Annotated in this window: 19 protein-coding genes and 1 other RNA gene; 1 reads left to right on the plus strand and 19 read right to left on the minus strand. The window is 58.7% G+C overall.

Annotated elements, in window-relative coordinates; all coding sequences use genetic code 11:
- Window positions 1–30: 30 nt before the first annotated feature.
- The 4 genes from ssrA to QY316_02740 form a co-directional block, all read right to left on the minus strand.
- Window positions 31–384: a transfer-messenger RNA gene (gene ssrA / locus QY316_02725) on the minus strand.
- Window positions 385–460: 76 nt separating this feature from the next.
- Window positions 461–922 carry an SsrA-binding protein SmpB gene (gene smpB, locus QY316_02730; protein ID WKZ33337.1) on the minus strand — a complete coding sequence of 154 codons (462 nt, stop codon included), beginning with the start codon at window positions 920–922 and terminating at the stop codon, window positions 461–463.
- Window positions 923–1006: 84 nt separating this feature from the next.
- Window positions 1007–1441 carry a SoxR reducing system RseC family protein gene (locus QY316_02735; GenBank protein WKZ33338.1) on the minus strand — a complete coding sequence of 145 codons (435 nt, stop codon included), beginning with the start codon at window positions 1439–1441 and terminating at the stop codon, window positions 1007–1009.
- A 113-nt stretch (window positions 1442–1554) separates the two neighbouring features.
- Window positions 1555–3675, minus strand: a complete 2121-nt coding sequence (locus QY316_02740; protein WKZ33339.1) for a methyl-accepting chemotaxis protein — start codon at window positions 3673–3675, stop codon at window positions 1555–1557.
- Between the two features lie 207 nt (window positions 3676–3882).
- Here QY316_02740 and rsmB point away from each other — a divergent pair, with 207 nt between their 5' ends.
- Window positions 3883–5220: a 16S rRNA (cytosine(967)-C(5))-methyltransferase RsmB gene (rsmB, locus tag QY316_02745; protein WKZ33340.1), complete on the plus strand. Its 1338-nt coding sequence runs from the start codon at window positions 3883–3885 to the stop codon at window positions 5218–5220.
- 23 nt (window positions 5221–5243) lie between these two features.
- On the opposite strand, the gene QY316_02750 is transcribed toward rsmB, so the two are convergent.
- From QY316_02750 to QY316_02820, 15 genes are all read right to left on the minus strand, one after another.
- Window positions 5244–5582, minus strand: a complete 339-nt coding sequence (locus tag QY316_02750; GenBank protein WKZ33341.1) for a flagellar basal body rod C-terminal domain-containing protein — start codon at window positions 5580–5582, stop codon at window positions 5244–5246.
- A gap of 128 nt (window positions 5583–5710) precedes the next feature.
- Entirely contained in the window at window positions 5711–6322 is a 612-nt protein-coding gene (locus tag QY316_02755) for an L-threonylcarbamoyladenylate synthase (GenBank protein WKZ33342.1), read from the minus strand.
- A 4-nt stretch (window positions 6323–6326) separates the two neighbouring features.
- Window positions 6327–6824 carry a 5-(carboxyamino)imidazole ribonucleotide mutase gene (gene purE / locus QY316_02760; protein ID WKZ33343.1) on the minus strand — a complete coding sequence of 166 codons (498 nt, stop codon included), beginning with the start codon at window positions 6822–6824 and terminating at the stop codon, window positions 6327–6329.
- Between the two features lie 37 nt (window positions 6825–6861).
- Entirely contained in the window at window positions 6862–8148 is a 1287-nt protein-coding gene (gene purD / locus QY316_02765) for a phosphoribosylamine--glycine ligase (GenBank protein WKZ33344.1), read from the minus strand.
- A 28-nt stretch (window positions 8149–8176) separates the two neighbouring features.
- A complete protein-coding gene (purH, locus tag QY316_02770) occupies window positions 8177–9760 on the minus strand; it encodes a bifunctional phosphoribosylaminoimidazolecarboxamide formyltransferase/IMP cyclohydrolase (protein ID WKZ33345.1) in 1584 nt (527 codons plus the stop codon).
- Window positions 9761–9993: 233 nt separating this feature from the next.
- A complete protein-coding gene (locus QY316_02775) occupies window positions 9994–11238 on the minus strand; it encodes an ASKHA domain-containing protein (protein WKZ33346.1) in 1245 nt (414 codons plus the stop codon).
- A 422-nt stretch (window positions 11239–11660) separates the two neighbouring features.
- Window positions 11661–13199 carry an MlaD family protein gene (locus QY316_02780; protein ID WKZ33347.1) on the minus strand — a complete coding sequence of 513 codons (1539 nt, stop codon included), beginning with the start codon at window positions 13197–13199 and terminating at the stop codon, window positions 11661–11663.
- A 103-nt stretch (window positions 13200–13302) separates the two neighbouring features.
- Window positions 13303–14064, minus strand: a complete 762-nt coding sequence (locus tag QY316_02785) for an ABC transporter ATP-binding protein (GenBank protein ID WKZ33348.1) — start codon at window positions 14062–14064, stop codon at window positions 13303–13305.
- Window positions 14065–14070: 6 nt separating this feature from the next.
- Window positions 14071–14844 carry an ABC transporter permease gene (locus QY316_02790; protein WKZ33349.1) on the minus strand — a complete coding sequence of 258 codons (774 nt, stop codon included), beginning with the start codon at window positions 14842–14844 and terminating at the stop codon, window positions 14071–14073.
- Between the two features lie 7 nt (window positions 14845–14851).
- Window positions 14852–15970: an alanine racemase gene (gene alr, locus QY316_02795; protein ID WKZ33350.1), complete on the minus strand. Its 1119-nt coding sequence runs from the start codon at window positions 15968–15970 to the stop codon at window positions 14852–14854.
- 446 nt (window positions 15971–16416) lie between these two features.
- Window positions 16417–17220 carry a sigma-70 family RNA polymerase sigma factor gene (locus QY316_02800; GenBank protein ID WKZ33351.1) on the minus strand — a complete coding sequence of 268 codons (804 nt, stop codon included), beginning with the start codon at window positions 17218–17220 and terminating at the stop codon, window positions 16417–16419.
- Window positions 17221–17425: 205 nt separating this feature from the next.
- Entirely contained in the window at window positions 17426–17758 is a 333-nt protein-coding gene (gene atpE / locus QY316_02805) for an ATP synthase F0 subunit C (GenBank protein ID WKZ33352.1), read from the minus strand.
- Between the two features lie 305 nt (window positions 17759–18063).
- Window positions 18064–18720 carry a F0F1 ATP synthase subunit A gene (atpB, locus tag QY316_02810; protein ID WKZ33353.1) on the minus strand — a complete coding sequence of 219 codons (657 nt, stop codon included), beginning with the start codon at window positions 18718–18720 and terminating at the stop codon, window positions 18064–18066.
- Window positions 18713–19123, minus strand: a complete 411-nt coding sequence (locus tag QY316_02815; GenBank protein WKZ33354.1) for an ATP synthase subunit I — start codon at window positions 19121–19123, stop codon at window positions 18713–18715. The genes atpB and QY316_02815 overlap by 8 nt, the downstream gene beginning before the upstream one ends.
- The gene (locus QY316_02820; protein ID WKZ33355.1) at window positions 19113–19331 is read right to left on the minus strand and encodes an AtpZ/AtpI family protein; all 219 of its coding nucleotides are present in this window, start codon (window positions 19329–19331) and stop codon (window positions 19113–19115) included. Before QY316_02820 ends, QY316_02815 begins: the two co-directional genes overlap by 11 nt.
- Window positions 19332–19664: the final 333 nt, after the last annotated feature.

Consider the following 19664-nt stretch of genomic DNA (forward strand, 5'->3'; position numbering starts at 1 on the left):
TGTAATGGGCTACCCCTTCTTTATTTAAATTGGTGGAGGCGGCGGGAATCGAACCCGCGTCCGGCAACGCTTACCCGGTTCTTCTACATGCTTATCCTGTCAGGGTAAAATCTCGCTCTCCGGCCCCCTGAAGGCGTACGATCCGGAAAGCCAGCCCGGTTGAGTCTCGCTCCCAGGTCCTTCGGACAGAGCCCCGGAAGCCATCCTGCTAAGTGTCGTCCCTCAGGCCCCGCAGGAGAAAGCCTGAAAGACGCTGGCCGGCTTAAGCGGCCAGGGCGTAATCGTAGTCGTTGCCGACTGTTTTTGTCTATCTGATTTACGAGGAGATAGAGCTCGGCATGCTTCACCCGGATTCAGACCGTCCCGTCGAAGCCAGTCGCCCCCATTTTTCAAAGAACAAGATGCCTTTCCTGCATTCCTATTAATTATACCATACAGGCTGGAGGCTTAAAAGAGGTTTTCAGTTCTTCCCGCGCTTGCTGAGGGCCTTCTCCATCTCCCTCTTCACGTCCCGCTTCTTTATGCTCTCACGTTTGTCGTAGAAGGTCTTTCCCTTCGCGAGCCCCAGCTCCACCTTGGCCTTGCCGTCCTTGAAGTATATCTTGGTAGGAATGAGGGTGTAGCCCTTCTCGCGGGTCTTGCCGAGAAGCCTCCTTATCTCCTTCTTGTGCAGGAGGAGCTTCCGGGTCCTGTCCGGCTCGTGCTGCCGGAAGCCGTCAGCCTTCGAGTAGGGGCTTATGTGGGCGTTCAGCAGGAACGCCTCTTCGCCCATTATCTTGGCGTAGCCGTCCTTCAGGTTGGCCTTTCCCGCCCTGAGCGACTTTACCTCCGTGCCGGTGAGGATAATGCCCGCCTCGAAGGTCTCCTCTATGAAATAATCGTGGTAAGCCTTCCTGTTCTGGGTGACTATATCTATCGACACTGGCCTTAAGCCTCCGAATACATAGGGATCATGTAAAGGTGGTAGTTAAAGAATCGGGGAAAAGAACATATAACAGGCGGCTGATTATTCGACCCTCAGGACCCGGGGCCTTAAAGACCCGCCGCGCTCGGAAAGAATGCTGAAGCCTTTGAGCAGGCCGAAGGCGGCGGCTAAAAAGACCACCCCGGCCATGCCGGAGACGAGGTCAGGATGGTAGCCGGGCAGGAACCTCGGGAATACCGATTGCCCGAGAGCCACCCCGGCCATGAAACTCAGTATGGGAAAGAGATACAAGAGCGCCCCGGCCTTCAGGACCGACCCGGCGCTCACCGAGAATACGACCTTGTCGCCCACCTTTACGCCGACCGGGTCTATGGCATCGACGATGACCTCGGCGTCGGCAGCGCCCGCAGTCGCGCAGGACTTTTTCGAGGAGCAGCTCTCGCACGCGCCAGTCCTCGTCGCCCGTATGGCCACCCTGTCACCGTCCTTCCGGATTATCGTACCGTGCTCTTCCATCAATTTAAATCGTAACAAATAAGGGGCGGTTTTTCAAGAAACGCCGGGGCTCAAAAAAAAGCCCTGCCCCTTTCGGGGAGGGCTTTTTGACTCGTGTCTATTCCGCCGGTCAGCTAAGCCGCGTACTCTTCCGATTCGTGGTTGGCAAACGCGGCGGTCGCATTCTCGCGGTGTTTCTTGCTGATATTGAAGACCTCGACCTTTGATTTGAGGCCGGTCGCCAGCTCCGCAATCTCCTCGCTCGCCCTTGCTATCTGCTGGGCGCTTGCGGAAGTGTCGGTTATCACGTTGGCCATCGTGGCTACGTCGCCGCTTATCTGGTCGGTCGTTGTCGACTGCTGCTCGGCCGCTGCCGCGACCTGGTGCATCCTGGAGGTAACCGCGCCGACCTTCTCGACTATCTCCTGGAGCGACTGGCCGGCTGCCGTGGCGAGCTTGACCCCCTTCTCAACGGCCTTGACCTCGTGCTCCATCGAGGATATCGCCTTGCCGGTCTCCTCCTGCATGGCGGTTATCATCACGCCTATCTCCTTCGTTGCCTTCATGGTCTTTTCCGCCAGTTTTCTGACCTCGTCGGCGACTACGGCGAAGCCGCGCCCCTGCTCGCCGGCCCTCGCGGCCTCTATGGCCGCGTTCAGGGCAAGGAGGTTCGTCTGGTCGGCTATGTCGTTTATGACGCTTATGATGTTCCCTATCTCCTCGGAGCGGCTGCCGAGCTTGGATATCGTCTCGCTCGATTCCCGCGCCGATTTGGCAATGCCGTTCATGGAATCGATTGTCTCGGAGACTATCCCCCCGCCGCTTACGGCGACCTCGCTCGCCTCCCTGGCGGCTTCCGCGGCCCCGGAGACGTTCTTTACGACCTCGATGATGGTGGCGCTCATCTCCTGGGCGGCGGTCGAGACCTGGTTCGCCTTGAAGCTCTGCGACTGCGAGCCCCCGGCTATCTGGACGGCGGTGGCCGAGAGCTCCTCCGAGGACGACGCGAGTTGCTCTATGGACGTATGCAGCTCGTTCACTATGAAGCGGAACCTTTCCAGCATGCGGTTAAAGGCGTCGGCAGCCTTGCCGCTCTCGTCTTCCGATGAGAGGTCGAGCTTGAGGGTCAGGTCGTTCGTGCGCTCGACCTTTGACATCGCCTCCGAGAGGTAATGGAGCGGCATGACCACCTTGCCCTTGATCACAAGGGCAGAGCCTATCCCCAGGACGAGTACGACAAGGAGGGTCGCCGCGGAGACGACCATTACGGCCTTTGACGTCCTCAGGTCCGCGGCTATCCGGGAATTGACCATCTCGCCCACGGCCGCCGAGACTTCGAGTATGGTATCGATGCCCTTGGTGCTCTCTTCTATCCACTCCCGGCCCGTTATGCCGTAGTCGCCGGTCGAGCTTGCGGCCATCACGGAGCTCCGCACGCTCGCGAAGCTTCCCAGGAAGGTTGACTCCATCTTCGAGACCGCCTCGGTCACCTTCGGGTCGATGCCCTGGGTTTCCTTCAGGCGGAGGACCGGCTTGAGGTTGATATCTGTAATGGCGCGGAAGGTGTTGAGCTTTTCGCGGGTCGCGTCGTCAACCGGGACCCGCCTGGACACTACCCCTGCCATAGCGGCCCGCTCCCTGCCCGCGTACTCGCCCATGAGCCAGACCGCCTGCTTCACTTCCAGGTTCATCCTGAGGGCCTCCTGGTTGGTGTCGGTGCTGGCGCTTGAGGCGAAGGCGGCGAGCCTGGCTTCCGATGCGGCGTCTATGAGGGAGGTGGCGAACTTGAACCATTCCTGGGCCTGGTAGTCCTTGGCCGGCCTGGCTATGTTTGAGTCCACTCTGGCCCTTGTATTCGGGAGTTCCGAGCCGAGCCTTTCAAGTTCCTTTGTCCGGGCTATCAGAAGGTGGTTTCCCGGGTCCACGTCCATAAGCGTCCTGGACAGGTCCAGGGCGGCCTTGAGCGATCCGTCAAGCTGCTTCCGCACCCCTTCTATCCTGAGTACTATCGCGTTCTCAGCCGGCTTGTCGGATGAGAGGGCCATGAATGTCGTCCCCCTTTCCAGCGCGGCGAAACCGGCGGCGTCAAGGAGATGGTCGGAAAGCTCGTTGGCCTCCCCCATGCGGGTAGTCTCCTTGTATTTCTGGTAGCTCCAGAGAGTATTCCATGCGGAAAGGGTTGCGAGAGCCAGAACCAGAAAGCCTATTGCCGCCAACATGAAGTTCCTGATGCTCAAACGGTCTAAAAATCTCATACGGCCCTCCTCAGGTCCAAATACAAAAAAATATTGCGTTTTATTGAGGAATAGTAAGACGCGATATTTCGTTTATCGGGAGGTCTGCGCGGATACTTTAATTAATTTCATATATTGTTGCGTAAAAGCCGGACCGCGGCGCCGCTTTTTTAAATCGATTGAATTGCCGGTCACGCGTGGTAAACTCTTTGAAACGAGGAGGGTGAGTTGGCTGAAAAACATAAGAAAACCGGCGCGAGGGAAGCGGCCCTCAGAGTGCTTGAGAGGGTAGAGGGAGGGGCGTACGCGGACATACTCCTCGATAGGGAGCTCAGGAATCTAAGCTCCCTTGACGCGGGGCTCGCGACCGAGCTCACTTACGGCGTGCTCAGGTGGAAGTTGAGGCTCGACTACACCATAGACCTTTTCTCGTCCATAAGGGTTACGAAGCTCGAAAGGATGGTGCTGAACGCCTTGCGGTTAGGCGCATATCAGCTACTTTTCCTCACCAGGGTGCCAGCCTCGGCCGCCATCAACGAGTCCGTAGAGCTGGTAAAGCCCGATAGGAAAAGGGCCGGGTTCGTGAACGCTGTCCTGAGGAAGATACTTGCCGAAAAAGAGAGGATAGCCGTGCCCGGGGAGGACGGCCCGGTCCGGCGCATCTCGGTTTCCTGGTCCCATCCCGAGTGGATGGTGCGCAGGTGGGCGGGAAGATACGGCCTTGATGAGGCCGAGGAAATCTGCAGGGCAGGGCAGGAGCCTCCACCGAGGACAATAAGGGTGAATACCATTCTCTCGACCAGGGAACGGCTTGCCGTTGAGCTGAAAAGCGAGGGCTTCGAGGCGGCAGAGACGCGCTATTCGCCTTACGGGCTCGATATTCGCGGAGGCGGCGCGCTCGGGGCAAAGGATGCGAGGTACTATATCCAGGACGAGGCCTCTCAGCTCGTGCCTCTGCTACTTGCCCCAGGGCCAGGACAGGCCGTTCTGGACGCTTGCAGCGCCCCGGGGGGAAAGACCGCGCACTTGGCCCAGCTCATGGAGAACAGGGGCGCGATATACGCGCTGGACAGGAACGCTGCGAGGCTCCGGGCCGTAATTGAGACGGCTTCGAGGCTCGGCGTTGATAAGATAATAAAGACCTTCGAGGCGGACGCCTCAGCGCCGCTTGGTTTCATCGAAGAGGGCACAATTGACGCAATACTCTGCGACGCGCCCTGCTCGGGCCTCGGGGTGCTCAGAAGGGCGCCCGATTCCAAGTACAGGCGGAAGGAGGAGGATATAAGGGAGCTTGCCGGGATACAGGCGCGGCTTCTCGACAACCTCGCCGGGTATCTCAGGAAAGGCGGCAGGCTAGTCTATTCGGTCTGCACCTTCGAGCCAGAGGAGACGGAGGGGACTGTCTCCGGATTCCTTGAAAAGCACAGGGAGTTTTCGATAGAGGACGCTTCCGGCTATCTTCCGCCCCAATGCAGCGAACTCGTGGGCCCGGATGGTTTCCTTAGGACCTTTCCGCACAGGCACGGGATGGACGGCTTTTTCGCGGCGCGCCTCAGGAAGGATTAGACGATCGAACGGGGTGAAACCGTTCAGGCGATTATGTCGATGATGGACTTCTCCATCTCAAAGCCGGTTTTGAGGGCCGCCGCGTTTATCGAGAGCATGTGCTTTGCGGTCATGAGAGAGACCATCTCGTAAGCAAGCTCCACGTTCGAGGCCTCGGCAATGCCCATGTCGAGGTAGCGCGCGCCGGGGCTCGGGTCAATTGAGACCGAAGCCTGAACCCCTCCCAGAGGGGCCTCCTTGAATGATACCGAATGGCGCTTGAAGCCGTCGGTATTGGAGTTGGCGACATTGTGGGCCGTAGTATCGAGGAGCTTGAAAGAGGCGAAGATACCGGATGATGATATGCCGACAGGACGGAGCATATAAACCTCCTTTATGTATTATCGGCAAGCCGTCTTGAGACTTTAGGAAAAATGTTGTCGCAAGACGATTTTTTTGAATGTTATTATAAATGATAGTAAATACGAAGGGTTGCGGAGTCTGATTCCGTCTAATCGATTATCAAGGAGGAAGGTATCTCGCCCTCCCTGATTATGACGGGCGCTTCCCCTGTGGCGTCAACTATCGTCGAGCCTTTCCCGCCCTTTAACGCCCCCCCGTCTATGAGCATCCGGATGGAGCCGTCGAAAAAAGAGAGCACCTCTCCGGGCCTTGTGGCGGGCGGCTTGCACGAAGGGTTTGCGCTCGTTGAGGTTATTGGAGAGGATAGCATTACTGAAAGCCTCCTCGCGTGTGCGCTCCCCGAGAGCCGGACCCCGATGGTGCCGGTCCCGGCTGTGAGCCCCGGTGGAAGGGTTGGCGCGGCCTTGAGCACAAGGGTCAGCGGGCCGGGCCAGAACTTTTGGATGAGCTTATGGGCGAGCGGGGTGATAACGGAAGCGACGCCACCGAGCATGCCGGCATCCCCGATTATTAGGGGGATGGGGCTCGATAGCGGCCTGCCTTTAAGATTATAAAGGGCTTCTACCGCAGTTTCATTGAAAGGGTCGACGCAGAGGCCGTAGAAGGTCTCTGTGGGATACGCTATGACCCCTCCGGCCCTGAAGACCTCTATAGCGCCAGAGTAATCGGCGTGAGCCTGTATTATAGAGGTTCCGGGCATATACTCATGCCTTGAGCTTCTCCGCCTTTTCCTCGACCTGTCGGGCCATCTCTTCCCTGTGCCTCTTTAGGGCTTCTCTCAGGGAAGCGTCGCCAATTGAGAGTATCTGGACGGCGAAGATCCCTGCGTTCTTTGCACCGGCCTTTCCTATGGCCATGGAGGCAACCGGCACGCCGCCCGGCATCTGGACGGTCGAGAGGAGCGAATCGAGCCCCTTCAGCGGGCTTGAGTCTATGGGCACGCCTATTACCGGAAGCGTTGTCTCGGCGGCGAGGAAGCCCGCGAGATGGGCGGCGCTCCCGGCCCCGGCTATGACGACCTTTATGCCGCGGCCTTCCGCGCTCCTCGCGTAATCGAGCGTCCTCTTGGGCGTCCTGTGCGCCGAGGAGACGGTCATCTCGTAAGGGACGTTGAAACTTTTAAGTACCTTTGCGGCCTCTTCCATGACGGGAAGGTCCGAATCGCTCCCCATGAGTATGCCTACGAGAGGTGTGTTTGACATGCGAAATCTCCCTTGTGGGTTATTAAGTCGTAATCAATCAGGGCGCGTCGGTGCCGGTTCGTAGCGCTTTCTGCCCGATGTCCTTCCTGTAGTGCGCGCCCTCCCAGCTTATCATCGAAACCGCCTCATAGGCCCTGGCGATGGCATCTCTTATGGTGCCACCGAGGGCCGTGACACCCAAAACTCTGCCGCCCGATGTGACGACCATTCCGTCCCTCAGGGCCGTGCCTGCGTGGAAGACCATCGTGTCCTTGATGAGCGCGGCTTCCTTGAGCCCCTTGATCTCGGTCCCTTTTATGTAGTCGCCGGGATAGCCCGCGGCGGCCATGACAACGCAGACCGCGGCCTCGTCCTTCCACCGGATGAGGACTTCATCGAGCCTCCCGTCGACCGCGGCCATTAGCACGTCGATGAGGTCGGTCTCCATCCGCATGAGTATGGGCTGGGTCTCCGGGTCCCCGAACCTGCAGTTGAACTCCAGCACCTTCGGGCCTGCCTCGGTGAGCATGAGACCGGCATAGAGGACGCCCCTGTAGGGCCTCCCTTCGGCCTCCATCGCGCGCACTGTCGGCAGCATCACCGTGTCGGTAATGTACTTTTCCATCTCCGGCGCAACTACAGGGGCAGGGGAGTACGCGCCCATGCCTCCGGTATTGGGGCCCGTGTCGTTGTCATAAACCGCCTTGTGGTCCTGGGCAGGGGCAAGGGGCACGACGGTCTTTCCGTCGGTTATGGCCAGGAAAGACGCCTCCTCGCCCTTCAGGAACTCTTCGATAATTATCTTTTTCCCCGCGCCCCCGAAAGCCTTCCGGGTCATTATGAGGTCTACGGCATCGATGGCCTCGTCCCTGGTCTGGCATATTATGACGCCCTTGCCGGCCGCGAGGCCGTCGGCTTTTACGACAAAAGGCGGCTCGTGCTCCTGGATAAAGGCCTTTGCCGGGCCTGGTTTCTCAAACGACTGGTAGAAGGCCGTGGGGATGCCGTAGCGGGTCATGATCTCCTTGCTGAAAGCCTTGCTCCCCTCTATTTCCGCGGCGGCCTTCGAGGGCCCGAAGACCTTGAGGCCCGCCTTCTCGAACTCGTCCACTATGCCGAGCGTAAGCGGAAGCTCCGGGCCCACTACCGTAAGCGCGACCCCCTCTTTTAGCGCGAAGTCCCTCAAGCCGGGTATGTCGTCCGCGGATATGGGGACGTTCTCGCCGTGGAGCGCCGTGCCGGGGTTTCCCGGCGCGATGAATACCTTCTCGACCTTCGGGCTCTCCTTGAGCTTCCATGCGAGGGCGTGCTCCCTGCCGCCGCCGCCTACCACGAGTACCTTCATTTGCTGCCCTTCTCCGGTGAAATTTCCATCAATGCCTGAAATGCCTTACTCCTGTAAAGACCATTGCGATGCCGTGCTCGTTCGCCGCCTTTATTACCTCTTCGTCGCGTATCGAGCCGCCGGGCTGGATTATGGCGGTCACGCCGTGTTCCGCCGCGAGGTCAACGTTATCCCTGAACGGGAAGAAGGCGTCAGAGGCCATGACCGACCCCTTTACGGAGAGCTCGGCGTCCGCGGCTTTCTGCGAGGCTATGCGGGTCGAGTCTATCCTGGACATCTGGCCCGCGCCGATGCCGATCGTCCGCGTGTCCCTTGCGAAGATGATGGCGTTGCTTTTCACGTGCTTGCAGACGTTCCAGGCGAAGAGGAGGTCCTCGAGCTCCTTTTCATTCGGCCCGCGCTCCGTTACGGTCTTGAGGTCGGAGGCGCTCTCGATATCGAGCCCCTGGAGGAGCACCCCGCCGGAAACCCTCTTTATGTCGAGGTCAGCAGGGCCGAAGGAGAGGACTTCCGGCTTGATGTCGCCCATCTCAAGCAGGCGGAGGTTCTTTTTCGACGAGAGTGCTTCGAGAGCCTCGGGCGCGAACTCCGGGGCTATCACTGCTTCGAGGAATATCTTCCCCAGCTCCTCTGCGACTTCCCTGGTCACTTTTCTGTTGAGGCCCACGATTCCGCCGAAGGCCGAGGTCTTGTCGCACTCGTAGGCGAGCCTGTACGCGCCAAGGAGCCCGGCTTTCGATACTGCGGTGCCGCAGGGGTTATTGTGCTTTACAATCACCGCCGCCGGCTCGTGGAACTCGGCCGCGAGGTTGAGGGCCGCGTGGAGGTCGAGGATGTTATTGTAGGAAAGCTCCTTTCCCTGGAGCTGCTTCGCCCCGGCGAGCCCGGCCTGTCCCTTTACGCGCCTCCTGTAGAAGGCCGCTTTCTGGTGGGGGTTTTCGCCGTAGCGGAGGTCCTGCACCTTCTCGAACTGGACGGTGTAGGTGTCCGGGAACTCCTTCCTGGGCTCGGCCTCGGGGATGTCGGGCACGGTGCCGAGGTAATTCGAGATGGCCGCGTCGTAGCGGGCCGTGAGCTGAAATACCTTTTTCGCGAGCGCGAACCGCGTCATCTTCGAAAGGCAGTTCTTCTTCTCCTTCATCTCGGAGACTATGCCCGCGTAGTCCGAGGGGTCGACGACCACGGCTACGTCATCGTAGTTCTTTGCAGCGGCCCGTATCATGGTGGGCCCGCCTATGTCTATGTTCTCTATGGCGTCCTCGAGGGTCGCGCCCTTGGCGATGGTGTCCTCGAAAGCGTAGAGGTTCACGACAACCATGTCGATGGGGAGTATACCGTTCGTCTCCATCTCCTTCTGGTGCGCGGGGTTCGCCCGCATGCCGAGTATGCCGCCGTGTATCTTCGGGTGCAGGGTCTTGAGCCTGCCGTCGAGCATTTCCGGGAAACCCGTGTAGGACGAAATGGGGATCACGGTCACCCCGGCATTTTTTATAAGCTCGGCCGTTCCGCCGGTCGAGATGATCTCCACCCCGGCTGCCGAGAGCTCCTTTGCGAACTCGACCACGCCGGTCTTGTCGGTTACGCTTATTATCGCTCGCCTTATCCTCTTCATCTGTGTACCGCGGACCTCCTTATGTATTAAGAGCCGGGCCTCTGGCCCGGGTTCCAGGCATTTTAAGGCAACCTCTAAAAATTGATCTTTTCCCCGGACTCTTTGTCAGGCCGGGAATAAAAATGCTCACATATTGTCATATATGCTCCGCTTTTTATTCCCGGCCTTCCTTGATTTCGGGAAAAATCTCTAATTTTTAGAGGTTGCCTTAACAGCTATGGTCGCGGGATCCTTCAGAACCCCATGTTACTTATGAACTCCCGCTCGAACCGGGGGCTTCCGGAAAGCGGCACGTATCTGGCAGTTTCAGCCAGATCCTCGGCCTCTTTTTTCTTTTCGTCAGAGAGGGCCAGGGCCGCCCCCTCGAGCGCGGCGTCTCCGACGAATCTCACGTCCTGCCACTTGCTGTCCAGCAGGCCTATGCCCCGGAGGGCCGCCGGGCTCAGGTGGGCGCCGAACGCGCCCGCGACGTACACCCGCTCGACCTCTTCGGGCTTTACTCCGGCTTTTTCAAGCAGTACGGCCATACCTGCCCTGGTCGCGGATTTTGCGGTCTGGAGCGCCCTCACGTCCGCCTGGTTTATCCGGACCTCTCCTTTGGCGTCCCTGTAGAGGACAAAGGAGTTCCCGTCCTTTCCGGGTTTTATCCTGGATGCGAGGTTTGTCTTTACCTCGTCACTGTCCAGAATCCTCCCGGACCTGTCTATAGCCCCCGCATTTATGAGCTGGTGTATTGACTCAACCAGCCCCGAGCCGCATATGCCTCGGGCGGCAGCATTTCCTATGACATCGAGGCGTAGCGCGTCACCATCTATCCGGAGGCCCTCGATCGCACCAGGGCCGGCAATCATGCCCTGCTCGACTTCTCCGCCCTCGAATGCCGGGCCAGCGGCAGCGGAAGTGGCGAGGACGGTCCCGTTTACGCCAAGGAGTATCTCGCTATTCGTGCCCACGTCTATGACGAGCGCGGGCCTTTCAGCCTTTTTAAGCCCCAAGGCAAGCGCGACCGCAACCGCGTCGCCGCCGACAAAGCCCCCGATGAGGGGAAAAATGTAAACCTTTGCGTCGCAATCGAGCCCAGCCTCTGAGGCCGGGAGGCGCTTCGAATCCATGAAGACCGGCCTGTACGGGACTTTCGAGAGCGGCTCCGGCGAGATGCCGAGAAAGAGGTGCTCCATTACGGTATTACCGGCTATGGAGACCTCCTGCACGAGGTGCTTTCTCTCCCCCGCAAGCTTTTCGATCAGGCCGTTACATGCATTCCTGGCCGCCGCCGATATATCCCTGAGAGGACCCGGGCCTGCCAGGGCCGCATCCAGCCTCGATATCACGTCCCGCCCCCATGCGGCCTGCGGGTTGGGGAGCGACGAGGAAGCCTCGATGGAATTCGACCCGAGGTCAACGAGCGCGCCCGCGATCGTGGTAGTCCCGAGGTCTATGGCTATGCCTAAACCCGTTTTATCTGCTTTTTTGCTCAATTGGCGGGAGGGCCTGTCGTCTCCATAAAAGATTAAGGCTGGCCCGAGGGCCAGCCTTAATCTTTTATCCTTTTTCAAGGCGTAAGGCAACCTCTAAAAATTGATCTTTTCCCCGGATTCTGTGTCAGGCCGGGAATAAAAATGCTCACATATTATCATATATGCTCCGCTTTTTATTCCCGGCCTTCCTTGACTGCGGGAAAAATCTCTAATTTTTAGAGGTTGCCTTGAATCAAGGTTTTCACAAAGTGTGCGGGCGACTTGGTAGGCTGCGGAAACACGAATTCGCTCAGGCTGCTCAAAAAGCTCCAGATGCGAGGCCCCCATTGGAATAGGGGGGCGATGAATGTGGCGTATTTTTGTATACGCCGGAGTGTCCAGCGACGTAGCCTTCGAAGCAGATGGACTTTTGAGCAGCCTGCCTAGAACGACACGGGCGGCGCGCTTGAGAGGAGGAACTTCAGGTCCTCGTCCCTGAACTGGAAGCCTAGGCCCACGTACGCGGACCTGAGGCCGACGTTGTTCGTAAAGTCGTCGTATCCGGCGGTGAGGAAGAAGAACTTGTTCAAGTAGAGCGTGCTTCCGGCCTTCAGGTGCGCCCCGCCGTCGCGGCTGAAGTCGAACGCCTCGAGGGTGATCTTCAGCCTGTCCCGGAACATGTAGTAGTCCAGGCCAGCGCCCCCGGTAGACTCGATTATGCCGCCCCTTACGACGAAGTTGTCGAACCTCTTGGCTATCTGGGCCGATATCTTTATCTGGTCCGTGGTCTTTGTCTCGGTTATTGTGGACGGGACGCCGTCGGTTACGACCACCCGCGTCTCCTCGGTGATCTTGCCCCTCGGGTCGTCGACCACTTCGAGGAGGTAGTACTTGTCGGCCTTGGGCTGTATGCGGAGCGTGAAGTAGCTCTTGGTGTCGCGCGCGTCGAAGAGGTATTCGCCCCTGAACCCGATGAAGGTCTGGAAGCTTTCGGCCCGCTCTATGTAGCTGTTTATGCCGGAGACGGTCTTGTTTATGTTCTCGTGGAGAGTTTTGTCGTTCACGAGCTGCCCGAGCGTGCCCTGGCCCTGGTCTATCTTCTGCGTTATGCTCTTTACCGAGCTCATGGTGGTGCTTATGTCCGGGCCGAGCTCCCCTGCGACCTTGTTGAGCGTGTCCATGGCCTGCTGGAGGCTCAGGGACGCGGCCTTGAGGTTTTCGACCCCTTCCTTCAGGTTCCCGCGGTTCTCGGATATCATGCCGTCAAGGTTCTCGGAGGTCGCAAGGAGCGACTCGCTCAGGCTCTTTATGGCGGTCCTTAGCTCGGTCGTGACCTGTGGGCCTTCGCTGTTCAGGAAGGCCGTGAAGGAATCGAGGTTCCGCATGATGTTCTCGAACTGGTCGTCGTTCTTGGCGACTATCCTGTTCAGGCGGAATGTGAGGTCCTCGATGTTCTTCACGATGTTGCTCAAGGTCTGCTCGCCCGCTTCGCCTCCGAGGACGTTGCTCAGCGACTCAGTTATCTTCTTGATGTCGAGTGAGACGTCGCTCAGGATGGTTATGAGCCTGTCAATGTCCGCGTAGGCCCTGGTCCGGGTTATGTATTCGCCCTCCTTCAATGGGGGCGCGCCTGGCTGGCCGGGCAGGAGCTCCAGGTACTTTTCGCCGAGGAGGCCCTTGGTGGTGAGGACGGCGGTAAAGTCCTTGCCGATATTGATGTCCGGCCGTATCTGCAGCTCGAGAAGGGCCTTGTGGTCCACGAGGGAAATCTTTTTGACCCTCCCCACCTCGACGCCCGCCACGCGCACCGCCGCATTGGGGTCGAGCCCGGCGGCGGAATCGAACTCGACGAAAAGGGTGTAGCCTTCGGCGCGGCCCAGCTGTATGCCCCCGAGCCTCAACGACATGTAGGCGAGGAGTATCACCCCGAGGAGGACGAAGAGCCCTACCTTGGCTTCAGAACTGAGTTTTGGAAGCTCCATTTTCCTTCTAATCTCCGGGTCCGGTCCAGCCGACTGATTTAAACCGAAAAACGCTCAAGCCGGTATGACTTTTGTCCTTTTACGCAGGGCGAGCCGCCCCGGCTCAGTACACCTTTATCGGCCCCTCGGCCCTGCCCTCGAGAAACTGCCTGACGACGGGGTTTGGGTTCTTCTTCATCTCCTCGACCGAGCCCTGCTCGATTATCTTCCCCTCGTGGAGCATGGCGATCTTGTCGGCGATCTTGTAGGTGAACGGGATGTCGTGGGTTATGAGGACGTATGTCGTCTTGAGCTCCCGCTGGGTGTCGAGTACAAGGTCGGCGATGGAATCGCTCATTATGGGGTCGAGGCCGGTCGTCGGCTCGTCAAAGAGGACTATCTCCGGGTCCATCACTATGGCCCTCGCGAGCCCCACCCGCTTTTTCATTCCCCCGGAGAGCTCGGCTGTCGTCATCTTCTCGACCCCCACGAGGCCCACCCTCCGGAGCTTCTCCCCCACGACCTTCATTATGTCCTCATCGCTCAAGTCCGTGTGTTCCTTGAGCGGAAATCCCACATTTCCGCCCACGGACATGGAGTCGAATAGCGCGGCCCCCTGGAAGAGCATCCCGAAGCGCTTCCTCACCTCGTTGAACTCGCGCTCCCGCATGGCGGTTATCTCCTGGCCCTCGAGGAATATCTGCCCCTCGTCAGGCCGGAGGAGGCCTATGATGTGCTTCAAGAGGACGCTCTTGCCCTCTCCGCTCCGCCCGATGATGACGGTTATCTTGCCCTTCTCCACGTCGAGGTCCACGCCGTCGAGGACCTTCTTCGGGCCGAAGGACTTTTTAAGCCCGAATATCTTTATCAGGGCGGCCGGAGACATTGGGCCTCAGATCATGAAAGACGACATTATGTAGTCGGATACGAGTATCATCACGCTCGCAGTTACGACCGAAAGGGTCGCGGCCCTGCCCACGCCCTCGGCCCCGCCCGTCGTGTAGAAGCCGTTGAAGCAGGCCACCATCGTGGTTATGAGGCCGAACACGGTAGATTTGTAAAGCCCGGTCATGATGTCGCTCACCTGTACGAAGTCTATGGTGCGGCCCACGTAGACCCCGGGGTTTATGCCGAGGAGCTGTACGCCTATGACGTAGCCGCCGACCACGCCCACGAAGTCGGTGACTATCGTAAGGAGCGGGAACATCAGGACGCCCGCGATTATCCGGGGGACGACGAGGTATTTGACGGGGTTCACCGCCATGGTGACGAGGGCGTCTATCTGCTCGGTGACCCGCATGGTGCCGAGCTCGGTGGCCATCGCGCTCCCGGCGCGTCCGGTGACCATGAGGCCGGTGAGGACAGGGCCGAGCTCCCGCGCCATGCTGAGGGCGACCGTCGGCCCCACGAGGCTTTCCGCGCCGAACCTCTTCAAGGCGTTATACCCCTGGAGCGCGAGCACCATGCCGGTGAACGAGCCCGTAAGGACGACCACGAAAAGGCTCTGCACGCCCACGAACTCCATCTGCTTGAAGATGTTCCGGAACTTCACGGGGGGCGTGAAGACGAGGACAAGGGCGCGCATGAGCATGATCGCCATGAGCCCAGCGGCCTCGACGAAGCGCTGCGCGCTACGCCCTATGCTTTCGAGGTATGCCCTTATCATAGCCCTCTCAGGAGAGATAGACCCTCGGCACCCGCCGGGAGATGCCGCAGAATATCTCGTAGCTTATGGTGCCGGCCTTTCCGGCGACCTCTTCAGCGGTTATCGTCTCCGCGCCCTGCGAGCCGATTATGACGACCTCGTCCCCGGCCTTAGCGTCCGGAACGTCCGTCACGTCGGCCATCGCGAGGTCCATGCATATCGCGCCGACGAGAGGCACCCTTTTGCCGCCCACGAGCGCCTCGCCCTTGCCTTCGAGCCTCCTCGGCAGGCCGTCGGCATAGCCTATGGGGAGGGTCGCTATCATACTCTGCCTTTTTGTGGCGAACCTTCTCCCGTAGCTCACGCTGAAGCCCGGGGGCACGCCCTTCAAGTGCAGTATGCGCGTCTTGAGCTGAAGGACCGGCTTCAGTTCCAGCCTCTCCCTCAGGCGCTCGGCCGGGTAGGAGCCGTAGAGCATTATACCGGGCCTTACAAGGCTATGGTGGGAGCTTTCTAGGTCCACTATCGCCGCGCTGTTGGCTATCTCGGTAAACAAGGGGTCGAAGCCCATCCCCCGTATCTCCTCCAGGGACCTCTTGAAATCCGAGAGCTGCGACTCGGAAAACACCTTGTCCGCGCTTTCGGACTCGGCGAAATGCGAGAGCACGGCTTCGACGGTCAGGTTATGCAATTCCTTCAGCCCGGCAAAGAACCGGCCCGCTTCACTGGGCAGGAGGCCCAGCCTGCCCATGCCGGTATCGATTTTAACATGTATTTTTTTAATTGCTCCCCTTTTCCGGGCCTCTGAATCGAGCGAGCGCGCGGTCTTCATGTCGAAGACTACCGGGGTCAGGTCATAGTCGAATACATCACCGGCCTGGTCCGGGAAGATGCCGCCCAGGACGGCGACAGGCCTTTTTATTCCGGCCTCCCTGAGCCTCGCCCCCTCCTCGGGGATGGCTACGCCAAAAAACTCTGAACCCATTGCTTCGAGGACGCGGGCCACCTCGATATCCCCGTGGCCGTAGGCATCGGCTTTGACAACGGCCATCATGGCCGCTCCGGCAGGGATCCTGCTCCTCAACTGGCGGTAATTGAACCTGAGCGCCTCCCTGTCGATAAAGGCGGAGGTCGGCCTTTTTCCCAAAAGCGTTCTCCGGTAAGAAAAAAGCAAGTTTTAACGGGTACTTAATAACATTTTTGAATCGAGCTTGCAAAGGAAATCGTCAGTGGCGGGCGGGAATGGGGAAAAGATCCATTTCACGCGCTGCCGCGCGGTTAGAGGGCAAGGCTCGTTTGCCAGCCACCTCCCCCATTTGCATTTAAAACAACCCCGGGGCATAAGGCGGAGCGAACATAGGGATGGGGGAGGGGCGGGCGAGGCGGGGCTGTTAGGAGCGAGGCCAAAGGCCGAGCGACATAAGGGCCCGGGGGATGTAGGCGGAAAGGGAGCGGAGCCTTATGCCCGAAAAGCGCGGCAGCGCGTTAAAAGGCCTTTTATCAGCATGGCATTAATAGAGGGGGAAAAGACCTTATCCATGCGTTCGGCGAGGGGAGGGGAGGGGCTTTTTGAGAGGGAGAAAGCTTGGGCTATCAAGCGCCCTGCGGGAGCGCCTGCTTTATCCTGACAAGGGACTTTTCGAGCTTCTTCATAGCCTGGCTCTCTATCTGGCGGACCCTTTCCCTCGTTATCCCGAGGGCGTCGCCTATGACCTGCAGGCTCTCGGGCTCGTCGGACATGAGCCTTTTCTCCACGACCAACCGCTCCTTTTCGTTAAGGAGCGCGAGGGCGCTGGAGACCTCTTCCCTGACAATGAGGCTCTCCTGGCTCCGGGCAACGGCCTCGAGAGGGCCCGGCCCCTCGTCCCTCAGAAGATCGAGGTGCGTTGCGCTGTCGTCCCTTACAGGGGCGTCCAGCGAGAGGTCGCTCTTGAGCTCAATGTCGTCATGGGGTGCATAGGAGAGGTCTCCCCCTGCGGTCCCGTCCGCGAGAGCGGGGGTCCTGTAGAAGAGTTTCTTCTTGAGGGCCTTGGTGCTTTTCCTTACGAGCCCCCTTGACTTGAGTATATAGTCCTGTATGAACGACCGTATCCACCAGGTCGCGTAGGTGATGAGCCTGAAGCCCTTGTAGGGGTTGAACTTCTTGACGGCCGTCATGAGGCCGATATTGCCTTCCTGTATGAGGTCGGCGAGCCTGCACCCGTAGTTCCTGAACTCGAGGGCGATCTTGACGACATACCTCAGGTTCGAGGTGACGAGCTTGTGCGCGTCCTCGATGGCCCTGGTCTTATAGTAGCGCTCGGCTACCCGGAACTCGTCCTCGGCTGAGAGCATTGGATAACGGCTCACTTCAGCGAGATAGCTCTGGACCGAATCTGTTACGACAGGAAGACACATCAGATGACCGCCTCCATTTGGTTAGCACTCTTATTTGCCGAGTGCTAATATTATAAAGAGCAGGTTGAATTTTGTCAAGGCCGTCGCGTTTTTAATAGTGATTTTAATATGTTAAGGAAAGGCGGAGGGAGAAGCCAGCTGGCATGGCGAAAAAAAAGGGGCGGCATATTTGCCGCCCCTTTCTCTTCCCGTGTTCCTTTTCTTTTTAGACGACGAAAAGGAGGATAAGGGCTACGACGAGCGCGTAGATGGCAAGCGATTCCATCATGGCGAGACCGACGAGCATGGTCGTCATGATCTTGCTCGAATGGCCGGGGTTCCTGGCCATGCCCTCGAGGGCGCCCCTTACGGCGTGACCCATGCCGATGCCGGGCCCGATCGCGCCGAGGCCCATGCCGAGTCCGGCGCCGATGAATATGGCGGCCTGCACGAGCGCGCTCCTTCCGCCCTCAGCGGCCGCTTCCTGCGCAAAAGCCAGGTTGGAGCCGACGACGACGGCTATCAAAGCCAATACTGCCGTTACCGCGTACTTCCTCATCTTTGACTACCTCCTTGAGATTAGGGAGTCCGTATTCCGCCTGACCACATGGCCTCCTGTCGGACAGGCCGGGGATTGCCATCTTCCCCGGCTGACTCCCGGCCCCGTACGGCGCCAGGGTAAGGCGTCGTCTCCCTTTGAAAAAATCCAGGCAACCTCTAAAAATTGATCTTTTCCCGGCACTCTGCGTCATGCCGTGAATAAAAATGCTCACATATGGTCATACATGCTCCGCTTTTTATTCCCGGCCTTCCTCGATTGCGGGAAAAACCTCTAATTTTTTAGAGGCTGCTCCATTCTAAATATCAGTGCGCCTCTTCGAGCGCGCCCCCTATGTACATCATCGAGAGGAGCGCGAAGATGAACGCCTGTATGAAAATGACGAGCACGCCCAGCACCGTCGAGAAAGCGAGCAGCGGGTAGGCGAGCGGCATGAGTATCAGGAGGACGGCCACCACCTGCTCGTGGCCCATGATGTTCCCGAAAAGACGGAGCGAGAGGGAGACCGGCCTCGCGAGGTGGCCTATTATCTCTATGGGTATCATGAGCGGCATGAGCCACCAGACCGGGCCCGTGAAGTGCTTGAAGTATTTAAGCCCGTGCTCCTTGACCCCGATTATATGCGTTGCGACGAATACGATCAGCGCCAGGGCCGCCGTGGTGTTGAGGTTCGCGGTCGGCGGGAGAAGCCCGGGTATCATGCCGAGGAGGTTCGATATGAAGATGAATATCGCGAAGGTCATTATGAAGGGGAAGTACTTCCGGCCCTTGTGCCCCATTGTCTCGTCGACCATGCCCTCGAAGGAGGTCACGGTGAGCTCCACTATGGACTGGACCCTGCCGGGCACCAGCGCGAGCCTTCTCGCGAGAAGCAGCGAGAATATCGCGAGCCCTATGGTTATGTATATCGTGAAGGCTGTATGGGCGTGGAGCCCGAAGGTCGGCACTATCGTGTCATGCATGTGAAGCTTCCTCCCTGGCAAGGTATATCGTCGTGCATACCGTTATCAAAGCTGATCCTAAAAAGCCCCCGATGAGGGGCCACGGGCTCAAGACGCCTTTATACATGATGAGCGCGAGAAGCGCCGCGACCACCGCGAACCTAAGGCGGTACGCGGCGGGGATGAACCTGCCGGCCTTTTCCGGGTCCATGCGGACCCCCTTCCGGGCTATCCTAAGGAGCCAGAGCGTGCTCGCTGTCCCGATGAAGAACCCGGCTGCTATTCCAAAGAAGGCGTGCGTGCCTGCAAAGGCCAGCGCCAGGCCGGAGGCCGCGATGAAAGCCGCCAGGTTCGCGCCCAGGAGCTTAAGGGAAACCGTTGCTGAGAATGCCTCTGTGTCCGCTGTCTCCCGGCTATAGTCCATACTTCCTGGCCGTCTCGTACATGTTTTTAAAACCCGCGGCTATGCCGAAAAGCAGGAATATTATCGTGAGCCAGGGCTTGGTGCCTAAGAACTTGTCAAGGTATATGCCTATGGCCAGTCCTATGACCGTCGAGACCACCATCGCTATGCCCATCGAGGCGAGCATGGCGAGGCCCTTGTAAAAACCCCGGCCGTTGTCTTCAGGCATAAGTCCCCCTTGCCTTTGATTTACCTGCTGATTTTTCAGGGGGACGGCCCATGCAACCGGAAATCATTATCACATGGGGGAAAAGAAAGTCAAAGGAAATTTATCACGTCCGGGACGGAGTTATGCGCCCCGGAACCGCGTCCCATACGCATCAAGTCCCCCTTTATCCGATTATACTTTGATTTCCAATCTCAAGTGAAGCCGGGTTTTTCCCTGGCATGAGGCCTGGACAGGGGTTTCTTTCAGGTTTCCTTGACGCCCCGGTCAGATATGGTAAAATCCAAAGGCTTTCAAGCCTTCCATGACGTTCAGCCCTGTTCCGTGCGTGAGTTT

Source organism: Thermodesulfobacteriota bacterium, from assembly GCA_030583865.1.
In the GTDB taxonomy this organism is placed as follows: Bacteria; Desulfobacterota; GWC2-55-46; order GWC2-55-46; family GWC2-55-46; genus UBA5799.